The organism is Streptomyces sp. NPDC107522, assembly GCF_055657525.1.
This window is the reverse complement of sequence record NZ_JBVKAU010000008.1, coordinates 264,514-279,136: the sequence shown is the minus strand read 5'-3', so window position 1 is coordinate 279,136 and position 14,623 is coordinate 264,514. Positions and strand designations below refer to the sequence as shown.

The following is a 14,623-nucleotide window of genomic DNA, read 5'->3' as shown; positions in this document are numbered from 1 at the left end:
CACCAGTCATGAGCGTGGTCCTGCAGGTTCTCTACATCGCGCTGATGGTGTTCCTCATCGTGCTCATCTTCCGGTTGGTCATGGACTACGTCTTCCAGTTCGCCCGCTCATGGCAACCCGGCAAGGCGATGGTGGTCGTTCTGGAGGCCACCTACACTGTCACTGATCCACCGTTGAAGCTTCTGCGGCGGGTCATCCCGCCGCTGCGTCTCGGGGGCGTGGCGCTCGACCTGTCCTTCTTCGTACTGATGATCATCGTCTACATCCTGATCACGCTCGTGCGGAGCGCGATGTGAGCGATGTGACAGATACGGTCTTGCCGACTGCCGACGACTACGTTGAGGTGAAGAGATGCCGTTGACCCCCGAGGACGTGCGGAACAAGCAGTTCACGACCGTCCGCCTCCGAGAAGGCTATGACGAGGACGAGGTCGATGCCTTCCTCGACGAGGTCGAAGCCGAACTGACGCGCCTGCTCCGCGAGAACGAGGACCTGCGCGCCAAGCTGGCCGCGGCCACGCGCGCTGCTGCCCAGAACCAGCAGAACATGCGCAAGCCTCCGGAGCAGCAGCAGGACCAGCAGCAGGGCGGCATGCCGCAGCAGGGCATGCGCGGTCCCGGGGCTCCCGTCCCCGCCGGGATATCGGGCCCGCCGCAGCAGCAGATGGGTGGCCCCATGGGTGGCCCGCCCCAGCTGCCGAGCGGTGCCCCGCAGCTGCCCGCCGGTCCCGGCGGTCAGGGTGGCCCTCAGGGTCCCGGTCCGATGGGCCAGGGTCCGGGGCCGATGGGCCAGCCCCCCATGCAGCAGATGGGCGGCCCGATGGGCGGTCCTATGGGTGGCCCGATGGGCGGTCCCGGTCAGGGCGGCCCCGGTGGCGACAGCGCCGCGCGCGTTCTGTCGCTTGCCCAGCAGACCGCCGACCAGGCGATCGCCGAGGCCCGTTCCGAGGCCAACAAGATCGTCGGCGAGGCGCGTTCGCGTGCCGAGGGTCTTGAGCGTGACGCTCGTGCCAAGGCTGACGCCCTGGAGCGGGACGCGCAGGAGAAGCACCGTGTCGCGATGGGCTCCCTGGAGTCCGCCCGCGCCACGCTGGAGCGCAAGGTCGAGGACCTGCGTGGTTTCGAGCGCGAGTACCGCACGCGGCTGAAGTCCTACCTCGAGTCCCAGCTGCGCCAGCTGGAGACCCAGGCGGACGACTCGCTCGCCCCGCCGCGCACCCCGGCCACGGCATCCCTCCCGCCGTCCCCGGCGCCTTCCATGGCACCGGCCGGCGCGAGTGCCCCGTCGTACGGCGGCAACCAGACGATGGGCGGCGCCCCGTCTCCGGCTGCTCCGTCCTACGGCGGTCAGCAGCAGATGTCGCCGGCGATGACCCAGCCGATGGCACCGGTGCGGCCGCAGGGTCCGTCCCCGATGGGCCAGGCTCCCTCGCCGATGCGTGGGTTCCTGATCGACGAGGACGACAACTGACGGGCCCGCACGGCCAGTAGTACGCCGTAGGCGTCGGCAGCGTTCAGGGCGAGGCCCCGGATTTCGGTCCGGGGCCTCGCCCTTTTGCTACGCGTGTTCACGGGCTTTGCGGTGTTTGTTCGGGGGCTGGGTGCAGTGTCCGACGTACGCAACGCCGAAGGCCCGGACCGGCCAAGATTTTGCTTGGCGGGCCCGGGCCTTCGGCTACGTAGGCTGCGGCGCCGACTGGACAGCCGACGGTGCTGCAGCCGACTCAAGGGGCGTGGGGAACTGCGCGACCAGCCACGGACGACCCGCAGTCGCAGGGAGGCATTTCCCGGCAGACGCGACGGCGGAACACCGCGGAGCGCTACGCCTTGCGCAGGCGGAACGTCAGGGTCAGGCCCTCGTCCGTGAACGGGGAGCCGTACGCGTCGTCCGCCTCGCCCTGGGCGAAGTCCGTCGCCAGGACCTCGTCGGCGATCAGCTCGGCGTGCTCGGACAGGGCCGCCACCGTCGCCGGGTCCTTCGCCGTCCACCGCAGAGCGATCCTGTCGGCCACGTCCAGGCCGCTGTTCTTGCGGGCCTCCTGGATCAGGCGGATCGCGTCACGGGCGAGGCCCGCTCGGCGGAGCTCCTCCGTGATCTCCAGGTCCAGGGCGACTGTGGCGCCGGAGTCGGAGGCGACCGACCAGCCCTCGCGCGGGGTCTCCGTGATGATCACCTCGTCCGGAGCGAGCGTGACCGTCTCGCCGTCGACCTCCACCGACGCGGTGCCCTCGCGCAGGGCGAGCGACAGGGCGGCGGCGTCGGCGTTGGCGATGGCCTTCGCCACGTCCTGGACGCGCTTGCCGAACCGCTTGCCGAGGGCGCGGAAGTTGGCCTTGGCGGTGGTGTCCACCAGGCTGCCGCCCACCTCGGACAGCGACGCCAGCGACGAGACGTTCAGCTCCTCGGTGATCTGGGTGTGCAGCTCCGGGTCGAGGGTCTCGAAGCCCGCGGCCGCGACCAGGGCACGGGACAGCGGCTGACGCGTCTTGACGCCGGACTCCGCGCGCGTGGCACGGCCCAGCTCGACCAGCCGGCGGACCAGCACCATCTGCTTGGACAGCTCCGGGTCGATGGCGGCGAGGTCCGCCTCCGGCCACGACGCCAGGTGCACCGACTCCGGGGCGCCCGGCGTGACCGGGACGATCAGGTCCTGCCAGACCCGCTCGGTGATGAACGGGGTCAGCGGGGCCATCAGCTTGGTGACCGTCTCGACGACCTCGTGCAGGGTGCGCAGCGCCGCCTTGTCGCCCTGCCAGAAGCGGCGACGCGAGCGGCGGACGTACCAGTTCGACAGGTCGTCGACGAACGCCGAGAGCAGCTTGCCGGCGCGCTGGGTGTCGTACGCCTCCAGGGACTGGGTCACCTGGTCGACCAGCGCGTGCAGTTCGGACAGCAGCCAGCGGTCCAGGAGCGGGCGGTCGGCCGGGGCCGGATCGGCCTCGGACGGCGCCCAGTTGGACGTGCGGGCGTACAGGGCCTGGAAGGCGACCGTGTTCCAGTACGTGAGGAGCGTCTTGCGGACGACCTCCTGGATCGTGCCGTGGCCCACGCGGCGGGCCGCCCACGGGGAGCCGCCGGCCGCCATGAACCAGCGCACCGCGTCCGCGCCGTGCTGGTCCATCAACGGGATCGGCTGCAGGATGTTGCCCAGGTGCTTGGACATCTTGCGGCCGTCCTCGGCGAGGATGTGGCCGAGGCACACGACGTTCTCGTACGACGACTTGTCGAAGACGAGCGTGCCGACCGCCATCAGCGTGTAGAACCAGCCGCGGGTCTGGTCGATCGCCTCGGAGATGAACTGCGCCGGATAGCGGCTCTCGAACAGCTCCTTGTTCTTGTACGGGTAACCCCACTGCGCGAACGGCATCGAACCCGAGTCGTACCAGGCGTCGATGACCTCCGGCACGCGCGTGGCCGTCTTTCCGCAGCCGTCGTGGCGGCAGGCGAACGTGACGTCGTCGATGTACGGGCGGTGCGGGTCGAGGCCCGACTGGTCGGTGCCGGTCAGCTCGGTGAGCTCCGCGCGCGAGCCGACGCAGGTGAGGTGGTCGTCCTCGCAGCGCCAGATCGGCAGCGGGGTGCCCCAGTAGCGGTTGCGGGACAGCGCCCAGTCGATGTTGTTCTGCAGCCAGTCGCCGAAGCGGCCGTGCTTCACGGTCCCCGGGTACCAGTTCGTCTTCTCGTTCTCTTCGAGGAGACGGTCCTTGATCGCCGTCGTGCGGATGTACCAGGACGGCTGCGCGTAGTAGAGGAGCGCGGTGTGGCAGCGCCAGCAGTGCGGGTAGCTGTGCTCGTACGGGATGTGCTTGAAGAGCAGACCGCGCTGCTGGAGGTCCTCGGTGAGGTTTTCGTCCGCCTTCTTGAAGAAGACGCCGCCGACCAGCGGGACGTCCTCCTCGAAGGTGCCGTCCGGGCGGACCGGGTTCACGACGGGCAGGCCGTACGCGCGGCAGACCTTGAGGTCGTCCTCACCGAAGGCGGGGGACTGGTGGACCAGACCCGTACCGTCCTCGGTGGTGACGTACTCGGCGTTGACGACGAAGTGCGCCGCTTCCGGGAACTCGACGAGCTCGAACGGACGTTGATACGTCCAGCGCTCCATCTCGGCGCCCGTGAAGGACTGGCCGGTGGTCTCCCAGCCCTCGCCGAGGGCCTTGGCGACGAGCGGCTCGGCGACGACGAGCTTCTCCTCGCCGTTGGTCGCGACGACGTAGGTGACCTCGGGGTGGGCGGCCACGGCCGTGTTGGAGACGAGGGTCCAGGGCGTCGTCGTCCACACCAGGAGCGCGGCTTCGCCGGCGAGCGGACCGGAGGTGAGCGGGAAACGGACGTACACGGACGGGTCGACGACCGTCTCGTAGCCCTGCGCCAGCTCGTGATCGGACAGGCCGGTGCCGCAGCGCGGGCACCAGGGGGCGACGCGGTGGTCCTGGACCAGCAGGCCCTTGTTGAAGATCTCCTTGAGCGACCACCAGACGGACTCGATGTACTCGGGCTCCATCGTGACGTAGGCGTCGTCGAGGTCGACCCAGTAGCCCATGCGGGTCGTCAGGTCGGAGAAGGCGTCGGTGTGGCGCAGCACGGACTCACGGCACTTGGCGTTGAACTCCGCGATGCCGTATTCCTCGATGTCCTTCTTGCCGCTGAAGCCGAGCTCCTTCTCGACCGCCAGCTCCACCGGGAGGCCGTGGCAGTCCCAGCCGGCCTTGCGGGCCACGTGGTAGCCGCGCATGGTGCGGAAGCGGGGGAAGACGTCCTTGAAGACGCGGGCCTCGATGTGGTGGGCGCCGGGCATGCCGTTGGCGGTGGGCGGGCCCTCGTAGAACACCCACTCGGGGCGGCCCTCGGACTGCTCCAGGCTCTTGGCGAAGATCTTCTGCTCGCGCCAGAAGTCGAGCACGGCGTGCTCGAGCGCGGGCAGGTCGACCTGGGCGGGTACCTGGCGGTACGTCGGCGTTGTCATCAGCGAGCTTCCTCCGGCGGACTTGCTGCCTTCCGTCCGGAGGGACGAGAGCCGTGTCTTTCCGTACGCCGGTTTCGGCGCGCTCCCGCGGTACCACCCTCCTTGGCCCGCCGACACAGGGTGTGCGTCGGTGAGCCCCCTCATTGGGGTCGCGATGCCGGTTCTACTGGCCGCCGCCTACGGCTGCGGTGTTCTTCCGACGGCTCCGGGGTGATCTTCACGTCGCGCTCGCCCCCGGGCTTCCACCGTCCCCGGGTCGCTCTGGGCTGCGTACGTCGCTACTCGTCCCCATCCACGCTGTTCGCTCCGCCCAGTGTACGGCGCCGCGCCGACAGCGGCCGACCGGATTTCCGGGACGGCGGCGGGGACGGCGGTCGAGCGGATTTCCGACCGGGTTTCAGGCCAGGTGCCCGGGCCATGGGGGCGGGGATCGTGATCGGGCCGCGATGACCCGAATGGTGCGGTACGCGTGTTCGGATTCTGGGACGTCCGGCTCGGCGGCATACCCCGCGGGGAGCTGGGCACAACGCATGCAGGTCGGCCGCGCGACATGCGCGAGGCGGGCGAATCGGGCGGTGTGCCCCGTTGCCGCGGGACTCAAGTCGATTTATCGTCCCAGCACGATTCGCGAGCAAGATCACAATATGTGAAGGGGCCGCGGCATGGTGGCGAAGAAGACCGCCGTACAGCAGTCGGCGTCGGGCCGGTCCACCCATGCGAGTGCCTCCGGCGGTACCAGCGCCTCCGGCGGTGCGGCCAAGGATGTGGGCGGGAAGAAGAGTGCGCAGGGGGGCTCCGCGGGAGCGCGGGACGGTCAGCCGGTGAAGACGGTGCGGGGGGCCGCCGAGTCGGCGGCGAAGAAGGCCGAGAAGAAGACGGAGGCGAAGGCAGGGGGGAAGGCGGGAGCCAGGAAGACGTCGGAAGCGGCCACGAAGACGGCCGCGAAGAAGGCGGTCGTTGCCAAGACCTCGGGGCCCAAGACCTCGGGGCCCAAGACCTCGGCTCTCAAGGCGGCCGGTGGGAAGGCGGCCGTATCGAAGACCGCCGCCAAGGAAGGCGGCAACGACAGGGGCGCCACCGAGAGGAGCGCCACCGAGAGGGGCGCCACCGGGAAGGGCGCCACTGAGAAAGCCACGTCCAAGAAGGCGGCCGCTGCCAAGAAGGCTCCTTCGAAGAAGGCGGTCGAGGGGGCGGCTGCCAGGAAGGCGGCGACCAAGAAGACCGCCAAGACCGCCAAGACCGCCAAGACCACCAAGGCAGCGAAGGCGGCGAAGACCGTGTCCAAGGGCAGGGCGGCCGAGGAAGGAGCGGTCAAGAAGGCCGTGGCCGAGGAAGCGGTGCCCGAGAAGGCGGCCGGGGAGAAGGGCGTCGGTGTGATGGGGGGCGTCGAGGAGGGCGGCGCTGTGGAGAAGAGCACCTCCAAGAGAAGCGCGGCCAAGAAGAGCGTGGCCGCGGAGCGGGCGGCCGAGAAGGCGGTCGCCAAGAGCACGTCCAAGAAGGCGGGCGCGGCGCAGGCCGCGGAGCAGACGGGAGCCACGACAGTGGTTGCGAAGAAGACTCCTGGCACGGCCACGGCGGCGAAGACCGCCGTTCCCAAGGCACGCATCGCCGCGGCGGTGGAGCCCGGCGAGCTCGCCGTACGCCCCGGTGAGGACCCCTGGACGCAGGAGGAGGTCGATGAGGCACGGGCCGAGCTGCTGTCCGAGGTGATGCGGTTGCGCGACGAGATCACCTCGTCCGAGCAGTCGCTCGTCGGCCTGATGCGGGACTCCGGGGACGGCGCCGGCGACGACCAGGCGGACACCGGTGCCAAGAACATCACGCGCGAGCACGAGCTGGCACTCGCCGCCAACGCGCGCGAGATGCTCACCCAGGCCGAGCGGGCCCTGGAGCGGCTCGACGCGGGTACCTACGGCCTGTGCGAGAACTGCGGCAACCCGATCGGCAAGGCACGGATGCAGGCCTTCCCGCGCGCGACCCTGTGCGTCGAGTGCAAGCAGAAGCAAGAACGCCGGTACTGACCGGTACGAGAAGGCCGGTACCGACCGGTAGGCGGGTGCCGCTGGACGTGTCGTACTCTCGTCCTCAGTCAGGTACCTAGGTCGAGGGACTCACGTGGCAGAGGCGGAGCGCATCATCGGTACGCCGAATACCCCAGAGGCGGCGGGAGCCGAGCCGGAGCAGTCCGACGAGAAGGCGAAGGACGCCGGGTCCGAGCGGCCCCGGGGCAGGCGCCGGATCGCCGTGCTGTTCGGGGTCGCGGCCTTCGCGTACGTCCTCGACCTGGTCAGCAAGATGATCGTGGTCGCCAAGCTGGAGCACCACCCGCCGATCGAGATCATCGGGGACTGGCTGAAGTTCGAGGCGATCCGCAACGCGGGCGCGGCCTTCGGGTTCGGCGAGGCCTTCACCGTGATCTTCACGGTGATCGCCGCGGCCGTGATCGTGGTGATCGCCCGGCTCGCCCGCAAGCTCTACAGCCTGCCCTGGGCGATCGCGCTCGGCCTGCTGCTGGGCGGTGCGCTCGGCAACCTCACCGACCGGATCTTCCGCTCGCCGGGCGTCTTCGAGGGCGCGGTCGTGGACTTCATCGCGCCGAAGCACTTCGCCGTGTTCAACCTGGCGGACTCGGCGATCGTCTGCGGCGGCATCCTGATCGTGCTGCTGTCGTTCCGGGGCCTCGACCCCGACGGGACCGTCCACAAGGACTGAGGCCCCCGCAGGGTCCACAAGGGGTTGTCCACAGGCTTCGTACGGGACTGTCTCACCCGTCCGGCATACTCGACGGGTGAGCACGATTCCCGAGATCCGTACCCTGCCCGTGCCCGACGGTCTGGAGGGCGAGCGCGTCGACGCCGCCATCTCCCGCATGTTCGGCTTCTCCCGTACCAAGGCGGCCGAGCTTGCCGCGGCGGGGAAGGTCACGGTCGACGGGTCGGTGGTCGGGAAGTCCGAGCGGGTGCACGGGGGTGCCTGGCTCGAGGTGGAGATGCCGCAGGCGCCCGCGCCGGTGCAGGTCGTCGCCGAGCCGGTCGAGGGCATGGAGATCGTGCACGACGACGATGACGTGGTGGTGATCGTCAAGCCGGTCGGCGTCGCCGCGCACCCGTCGCCGGGCTGGAGCGGACCGACGGTCATCGGCGGGCTGGCCGCGGCCGGGTACCGGATCTCCACGTCCGGTGCCGCCGAGCGCCAGGGCATCGTGCACCGGCTCGACGTGGGCACCTCCGGGCTGATGGTCGTCGCCAAGTCCGAGTACGCGTACACGTCGCTCAAGCGCCAGTTCAAGGAGCGCACGGTCGACAAGCGGTACCACACGCTCGTCCAGGGCCACCCCGACCCGACCAGCGGCACCATCGACGCGCCCATCGGCCGCCACCCCAACCACGACTACAAGTGGGCGGTCACGGCCGAAGGCAAGCCGTCCGTCACGCACTACGACCTCATCGAGGCGTTCCGCGCGGCCTCGCTGCTCGACGTGAAGCTGGAGACCGGCCGCACCCACCAGATCCGCGTCCACATGGCGGCCCACCGCCACCCCTGCGTCGGCGACCTGACCTACGGCGCCGACCCGACGCTCGCCAAGCGCCTGCGGCTGACCCGCCAGTGGCTGCACGCCGTACGGCTCGGCTTCGAGCATCCCGGGGACGGGCAGTGGGTCGAGTTCGAGAGCGACTACCCGGCCGACCTGCAGAAGGCCCTGGACCAGGTCCGCGAGGAGACGTGGGCATGAGCGCTCCGTCGCACGGCCCGGCCGACTCGTCGTACGTCGTGCGCGTCGCCGAGGACCCCGCCGACCGCGAGGCGTGCTTCGCGGTACGCAAGGAGGTCTTCGTCGTCGAGCAGGGCGTCCCGCAGGAGATCGAGTACGACGCCTACGACGCCGGTGCCGTGCATGTGCTGGCGGTCCGGGAGGACGGGCTGCCGCTCGGGACCGGGCGGCTGCTGCACGGGGAGGCGGCGGCGTCCAAGGTCGGCGGTGACCCGTCCGTGGGGTCGCTGGGGCGGCTCGCCGTGACCCGGGCGGCGCGCGGCCTCGGCGTCGGGGCGGCCCTGGTGCGGGCCATCGAGGAGGCGGCACGCGCGTGTGGCCTCACGGCCGTGGATCTGCACGCGCAGACTCATGCGCTGGGGTTCTACGAGCGGCTGGGGTACGTGGCGTACGGGCCGGAGTTCCCGGACGCGGGGATACCGCACCGGGCGATGCGGCGCGCTCTGTAGGCGAGGGCCTGGAAGCGCTGGTGAGAAGCGTGCCGTGGCAGGCTTGAGGTCTGCCCTGTGGACGCCGCCATCACCGGAGCGCTGACCGTGGATCAGTTGGCCCTGTTTTTCGTGCTGTTGCTCGGGGCCCTGGTGAGTGTCCCGGTGGGGGACCGGCTGCGGTTGCCGGCGCCCGTGCTGATGACGTTGCTCGGGGTCGTGCTCGCGTTGCTCGACTTCGTGCCGAACGTCGATGTTCCGCCGGATCTGATCCTGCCGCTGCTGTTGCCGCCGCTGCTCTACGCCGCCGTACGACGGACCTCTTGGCGGCAGTTCGCGGCGAATGTGCGGCCCATCTTCCTGCTGGCCGTGGCGCTGGTGTTCGTCACGACGGTGTGCGTGGCCGCGGTCGCCCACGCGATCGTGCCGGGGCTGCCGCTCGCCGCCGCCGTGGCGCTGGGCGCGCTCGTCGCGCCGCCCGATCCGGTCGCGGCGACCGCCGTCGCCGGGCAACTCGGGCTGCCGCGGCGGCTGGTGTCCATCCTGGAGGGCGAGGGGCTCTTCAACGACGTGACGGCCATCGTGCTGTACCACGTGGCGATCGCGGCCGCCGTGAGCGGCACGTTCTCGGCGTGGCAGGCCGGACTCGACCTGGTGCTGTCCGCCGTGGTGGCCCTGGCCGTCGGGCTCGCCCTGGGCTGGGGTGCCAACAAGCTGATGGACCTGCTGGGGGACGCCACCTTGCAGATCGGGCTGACCCTGCTCGTGCCGTACGCCTCGTACGTGCTGGCCGAGGAACTCCACGGCTCGGGTGTGCTCGCCGTGCTGACGACCGCCCTGTTCCTCGCCGAGTACGCCACCGACGCCGACGACGTGATGACGCGGCTGGCCGGGCACGCCTTCTGGGACATCGTCGACACGCTGGTCACCGGCGTCGCGTTCGGGCTGATCGGGCTCGAACTGCACAACGCCGTGCGGACGGCGTCCGGGCGGTGGGGCGAGATGCTCGGCTGGGCGGCCGCGGTGGTCGGGGTCGTCGTACTGGTGCGGCTGCTGTGGCTGCTGCCGGCCACCTGGCTCACCCAGCGGATGCACGCGAAACGCGACTACGACGAGGAGATCCCGGTCAGCTGGCGCGAGACCGTCGTGATGTGGTGGTCCGGCATGCGCGGCGTCGCCTCGGTGGCCCTGGCGCTGGCCGTTCCGCTGGAGACGGACTCGGGCGCCGCCTTCCCCGACCGGGACGAGATCGTGTTCATCGCGTTCGGGGTGATCATGGCGACGCTGGTGGCACAGGGCCTGACCCTGCCGTGGCTGGTGAAACGGCTCGGCGTGCGCGCCGACAGCGAGCGGGAGAAGGAGCTCGAGAAACAGCTGGCGGTGCGGGCGGCCAAGGCGGCGAAGAAGAGGCTGAAGGAGATCGAGGCCGTCGAGGAACTGCCGGAGGAGCTGTCCGAGCAGATGCTGCGCCGGGCGTTCGAGATCGGGGTGCGGATCAGCCCGGAGATGGGCGAGGAGGAGCGCAGGGAGGCGCATCAGCAGCGCGTGCGGCGGCTGAAGCGGGTCCGGCGGATCCAGGCGGAGCTGCTGAGCGCGGCGCGCCACGAGGTGCTGTCGGCGCGCAGTGAGCCGGGGGCCGATCCTGAGGTGGTGGACCGGGTGCTGCGGCATTTGGACGTGCGCAGTATGCGGTGATCGCGGCGCCGACGACTGTCTCTTCGTACGATCTGATCATGGCTCGCAACGTGGTGATCAGTGGTGGCGGTACGGGAATCGGGCTCGCGACGGCTCAGCTGTTCGCGGCGGACGGGGATCAGGTGCTGCTGCTCGGGCGGCGCGCCGAGGTGCTGGAGGAGGCGACGGTGCCCGGGGCGCTCACCTACGCGGCAGACCTGAGCAAGGTCAGCGGCGTGCGCGGGGTGGAGCGCTTCGTGGCGGCGGAGCTCGGCACCGTGGACGTACTGATCCACAGCGCCGGAGGCTCCGGGTACCTGGAGCCCAAGGTGGACAGCGAAGAGCCCCTCGACGTCGTCCTGCACAACTGGACCCTCAACTTCGGCCTCAACACCCTGACCGCGGCCCTGCTCACCGAGGCCCTGAAGGACCGGCTCGCCGACCCGGGCGGGCGGGTGCTTTTCCTCAGCTCGATCGCCGCCTTCCGGGGCTCGGGCAGCGGGGCGTACGCGGCGTCCAAGGCGGCGCTGCATCCGTACGTCCATGATCTGGCCCGCCAGCTGGGGCCGCGCGGCATCACCGTGAACGCGGTCGCGCCCGGCTATGTCGAGGACACCGAGTTCTTCGGCGACGGGATGGACGAGCAGCGGCGTGCGCGGCTCATCGCGGAGACCTCGACCGGCCGGGCCGGCACGCCCGGGGACGTCGCCTCGACCCTGCACTGGCTGGCGTCCCACGCCGCCGGGCACATCACCTCGCAGATCATCCAGGTCAACGGCGGAGCCGAGCGCGGTCACTGAGACGGTCAGGAGCGGTCAAGGGCGGTCGGTGGCGGTCAGAGGCGGTCCGGGCGTTGTGGCGGCAGGTGGTCGTGCTGATGGGTGCGACGGGCCGGGATGCGGCCAGGTACGGGAAAGCCGGGCGGCAGGGCCGCGTCCGCCGCGTTGACGCGTGGCAGCGCGTACGGGTGCTGCTCGACCAGCCAGCGGATCAGCTGCTCACGCACCGCGACCCGGACCGTCCACAGGTCGTCCGCGTCCTTGGCCGTGACGAGGGCCCGCACCTCCATGGTGCTCGGCGTGGAGTCGGTGACGACCAGGCCGTAGTCGCGGCCGTCCCAGGCCGGGCACGCGCGCAGGATGTCGCGGAGCTGCTCCCGCATCTTCTCCATGGGGGCTGAGTGGTCGACGTGGAGGAAGACGGTGCCGGTCATCTGGGCGCCGCCGCGCGACCAGTTCTCGAAGGCCTTCGCGGTGAAGTACGACACCGGCATGGTGATCCGGCGCTCGTCCCACGTCCGCACCGTGAGGAACGTCAGCGTGATCTCCTCGACCGTGCCCCACTCGCCGTCCACCACGACCGTGTCCCCGATCCGCACCATGTCGCCGAAGGCGATCTGCAGCCCGGCGAACATGTTGCTCAGCGTGGACTGGGCGGCGACACCGGCGACGATGCCGAGGATTCCGGCCGAGGCCAGCAGCGAGGCGCCGGCCGCGCGGAACGCCGGGAACGTCAGCAGCATCGCCGCCACGGCCACCACGCCGACGACCGCCGACACCACGCGCATGATCAACGTCACCTGTGTGCGCACCCGCCGCACCCGGGCCGGATCGCGGTGCATGCGCGCGTAGCGGCTGTACGACGTCTCGACGACCGCGGCCGCGATACGGATCGCCAGCCAGGCCGCCGCACCGATCAGCACCAGCGTCAGCACCCGGCCGATGCCCACCTCGTGCTCCTCCAGCAGTTTCGCCTCGTCGTACGACCCTCTGAGCAGGGCCGCGCACAGGACGAGCTGGTAGGGGATGCGGGCGCGGCGCAGCAGACCCCACAGCGGGGTCTCACTGTGCCGTTCGTCGGCTTTGCGCATCAGTCGGTCGGTGGCCCACCCGATGATCAGGGTGAGCAGCACCGAGCCACCGATCACTATCAGCGGTCGGAGTATCGTCTCCATCCCCCGAACGTAACCAGCCGAGGGGGGTCATGAACATGTGCGTCGGTGAGGCGGTGGTCACGGCGTTGTCGTACCCGGCTGGCACCATGGCCTCATGAACATCATGCTGTTTCACTCGACCTATGGCCTCAGGCCCGCGGTGCGCCAGGCCGCGGACCGGCTGCGCGCCGCCGGACACGAGGTGTGGACGCCGGACCTCTTCGAGGGGCGTACGTTCGAGACGGTCGAGGAGGGCATGGAGTTCAACGAGCAGGTCGGCAAGGACGAGCTGCTGAAGCGGGCCGTGCTCGCCGCCGCGCCCTACTCGGAGCGAGGCCTTGTGTACGCCGGGTTCTCGCTCGGTGCCTCCATCGCCCAGACCCTCGCGCTCGGCGACGAGAAGGCGCGCGGGCTGCTGCTCCTGCACGGCACGTCGGACATCGCGCCGAGCGCCTCGGTGGACGATCTGCCGGTCCAGTTGCATGTCGCCGAGCCGGACCCGTTCGAGACGGACGACTGGCTGAGCGCCTGGTATCTCCAGATGGGCAGAGCGGGCGCCGACGTCGAGGTGTACAGATACGCCGGGGCCGGCCACCTCTACACCGACCCCGACCTGCCGGACTACGACGAGGAGGCCGCCGAGGCCACCTGGCGGGTGGCGCTCGGCTTCCTGGAGACCCTCTAGTCCCGGCCTGCCGCCCGGTCTCAGCCTGCGGCCCGGTACGCCGCCCAGTTCTGCTGCATGCGGGTCACCTGGCCCGCGGTGAACTGGTACATGCAGGCGTCGTACGTGTAGTCCATGAAGTTGTGGATCGGGTCCACGCCCGCTTTGCGGGTGCAGGTGTCGCGGCCTTCGGGGCACTGGTAGGCGGCGCTCTTCTCGGCCGGGGTGTCGTCGACGTAGTCGCCGTTGCCGTTACAGCCGCCCTGGAAGGTGTGGTACAGCCCCATCCAGTGGCCGACCTCGTGGGTCGCGGTGTCGCCCTCGTCGTAGTTGGTGGCGGAGCCGCCCGGCAGCGAGGCGTCGAGGAGCATCACGCCGTCCATGGACGGGCTGGACTTGTAGGAGCTGGGGAAGGTCGCCCAGCCGAGGAGGTCGTCGCCGAGGTTGGCGGTGTAGATGTTGAGCGCGTTGGCGCCGCCCTTGCGCAGGGCGGACTTCATCGCCTTCTCCTCGGCGGAGCCGTAACCGACGTTGTACCAGGCCGCGTTGTCGGTGTAGTCGGTGCCGGCCAGGGTGAACTGGTAGCCGGAGTCGACGTTTCCGCTGCCCTGGCCGGCGTAGGCCGCGTTCAGGACGCTCAACTGGGCGTTGATGTCGGCGGAGCTGAGCTGGCCGGTCGCGCCGTCGTGGATGACGTGGAAGTAGACCGGGATGGTGGTGGAGGCGGCCGCGGCGAGGCTGCGGCTGCCCGAGGCGGGCAGCTTGCCGAGCTTCGCGCGCAGGTCGGCGTCCATGGCCTGGGCCTTGGCAGCGCTGATCTCGTTCGGTTCGGCGACGGCTTCGCCGCTGTGTCCGGGGTGGGCCTCGCGGGCCGCGGAGTGGCCGGCCTCCTCGACGCAGTCGGCGGCCGGAGCCTGGGCCGCCGCGACTGTGGTGGGCGCCGAGAGGGGAGCGAACATCAGGGTTCCGGCCACCGCCGTCGTGGCGAGAACGCGTCTGCGCGTATGGGGTGATATCCGGGCAAGCGCACGCATGCTGACTCCTAGCTGATGCGTTGGGGAGAGGGGCGCAGGGGTCTTCCTGGCCGCCGCCCGGAGATTACGTGGACATGTTCATGTCCGAAGAGAATCGTTCAGGCCCAATCAATCACCCGGCAAACAGGGGCGATTGGGGTAAGTGAATGATCAAC

General features: G+C 70.2%; 12 protein-coding genes. 9 read left to right on the top strand and 3 right to left on the bottom strand.

The genetic code is table 11. The features are described 5' to 3' along the window. Positions 1 to 8 precede the first annotated feature (8 nt). On the top strand, positions 9 to 296 hold the full coding sequence (locus tag ACZ7L6_RS26460) for a YggT family protein (protein WP_004001943.1): 288 nt from the start codon (positions 9 to 11) through the stop codon (positions 294 to 296). A gap of 55 nt (positions 297 to 351) precedes the next feature. Continuing rightward, on the top strand, positions 352 to 1,470 hold the full coding sequence (locus ACZ7L6_RS26455) for a DivIVA domain-containing protein (RefSeq protein ID WP_471927958.1): 1,119 nt from the start codon (positions 352 to 354) through the stop codon (positions 1,468 to 1,470). Positions 1,471 to 1,819: 349 nt separating this feature from the next. Here the strand turns inward: ACZ7L6_RS26455 and ileS are convergent, their stop codons facing one another. After that, positions 1,820 to 4,963, bottom strand: a complete 3,144-nt coding sequence (gene ileS / locus ACZ7L6_RS26450) for an isoleucine--tRNA ligase (RefSeq protein WP_471927956.1) — start codon at positions 4,961 to 4,963, stop codon at positions 1,820 to 1,822. 662 nt (positions 4,964 to 5,625) lie between these two features. Here ileS and ACZ7L6_RS26445 point away from each other — a divergent pair. The 6 genes from ACZ7L6_RS26445 (at position 5,626) to ACZ7L6_RS26420 (ending at position 11,637) form a co-directional block, all read left to right on the top strand. Further along, positions 5,626 to 6,984 carry a TraR/DksA family transcriptional regulator gene (locus ACZ7L6_RS26445; RefSeq protein ID WP_471927954.1) on the top strand — a complete coding sequence of 453 codons (1,359 nt, stop codon included), beginning with the start codon at positions 5,626 to 5,628 and terminating at the stop codon, positions 6,982 to 6,984. 94 nt (positions 6,985 to 7,078) lie between these two features. Beyond that, positions 7,079 to 7,675: a signal peptidase II gene (lspA, locus tag ACZ7L6_RS26440; protein WP_471927952.1), complete on the top strand. Its 597-nt coding sequence runs from the start codon at positions 7,079 to 7,081 to the stop codon at positions 7,673 to 7,675. 76 nt (positions 7,676 to 7,751) lie between these two features. Beyond that, positions 7,752 to 8,696: an RluA family pseudouridine synthase gene (locus tag ACZ7L6_RS26435; RefSeq protein ID WP_004001950.1), complete on the top strand. Its 945-nt coding sequence runs from the start codon at positions 7,752 to 7,754 to the stop codon at positions 8,694 to 8,696. Further along, positions 8,693 to 9,184 (top strand): GNAT family N-acetyltransferase, encoded by a 492-nt coding sequence (locus ACZ7L6_RS26430; protein WP_471927950.1) that lies wholly within the window; start codon positions 8,693 to 8,695, stop codon positions 9,182 to 9,184. Before ACZ7L6_RS26435 ends, ACZ7L6_RS26430 begins: the two co-directional genes overlap by 4 nt. An 87-nt stretch (positions 9,185 to 9,271) precedes the next feature. Continuing rightward, positions 9,272 to 10,858, top strand: coding sequence for a Na+/H+ antiporter (locus ACZ7L6_RS26425; protein WP_471928123.1), 1,587 nt, complete (start codon positions 9,272 to 9,274; stop codon positions 10,856 to 10,858). A gap of 38 nt (positions 10,859 to 10,896) precedes the next feature. Then, entirely contained in the window at positions 10,897 to 11,637 is a 741-nt protein-coding gene (locus tag ACZ7L6_RS26420) for an SDR family NAD(P)-dependent oxidoreductase (RefSeq protein WP_471927948.1), read from the top strand. Between the two features lie 35 nt (positions 11,638 to 11,672). Here ACZ7L6_RS26420 and ACZ7L6_RS26415 read toward each other — a convergent pair whose 3' ends face one another. Then, a complete protein-coding gene (locus ACZ7L6_RS26415) occupies positions 11,673 to 12,791 on the bottom strand; it encodes a mechanosensitive ion channel family protein (protein ID WP_471927946.1) in 1,119 nt (372 codons plus the stop codon). Positions 12,792 to 12,885: 94 nt separating this feature from the next. Here ACZ7L6_RS26415 and ACZ7L6_RS26410 point away from each other — a divergent pair, with 94 nt between their 5' ends. Next, complete coding sequence (locus ACZ7L6_RS26410; protein WP_471927944.1) at positions 12,886 to 13,455, top strand: dienelactone hydrolase family protein; 570 nt, start codon at positions 12,886 to 12,888, stop codon at positions 13,453 to 13,455. Positions 13,456 to 13,475: 20 nt separating this feature from the next. Here ACZ7L6_RS26410 and ACZ7L6_RS26405 read toward each other — a convergent pair whose 3' ends face one another. Next, on the bottom strand, positions 13,476 to 14,468 hold the full coding sequence (locus ACZ7L6_RS26405) for a zinc metalloprotease (protein ID WP_471927942.1): 993 nt from the start codon (positions 14,466 to 14,468) through the stop codon (positions 13,476 to 13,478). Between the last annotated feature and the right edge of the window lie 155 nt (positions 14,469 to 14,623).

Excerpts from the sequence above, each read along its gene's own strand:
- ACZ7L6_RS26460 (WP_004001943.1), top strand. The coding sequence starts at position 9 with ATGAGCGTGGTCCTGCAGGTTCTCTACATCGCGCTGATGGTGTTCCTC.
- ACZ7L6_RS26455 (WP_471927958.1), top strand. The coding sequence starts at position 352 with ATGCCGTTGACCCCCGAGGACGTGCGGAACAAGCAGTTCACGACCGTC.
- ACZ7L6_RS26420 (WP_471927948.1), top strand. The coding sequence starts at position 10,897 with ATGGCTCGCAACGTGGTGATCAGTGGTGGCGGTACGGGAATCGGGCTC.
- ACZ7L6_RS26410 (WP_471927944.1), top strand. The coding sequence starts at position 12,886 with ATGAACATCATGCTGTTTCACTCGACCTATGGCCTCAGGCCCGCGGTG.
- ileS (WP_471927956.1), bottom strand. The coding sequence starts at position 4,963 with ATGACAACGCCGACGTACCGCCAGGTACCCGCCCAGGTCGACCTGCCC.
- ACZ7L6_RS26405 (WP_471927942.1), bottom strand. The coding sequence starts at position 14,468 with ATGCGTGCGCTTGCCCGGATATCACCCCATACGCGCAGACGCGTTCTC.
- ACZ7L6_RS26430 (WP_471927950.1), top strand. The coding sequence starts at position 8,693 with ATGAGCGCTCCGTCGCACGGCCCGGCCGACTCGTCGTACGTCGTGCGC.
- ACZ7L6_RS26445 (WP_471927954.1), top strand. The coding sequence starts at position 5,626 with ATGGTGGCGAAGAAGACCGCCGTACAGCAGTCGGCGTCGGGCCGGTCC.
- ACZ7L6_RS26415 (WP_471927946.1), bottom strand. The coding sequence starts at position 12,791 with ATGGAGACGATACTCCGACCGCTGATAGTGATCGGTGGCTCGGTGCTG.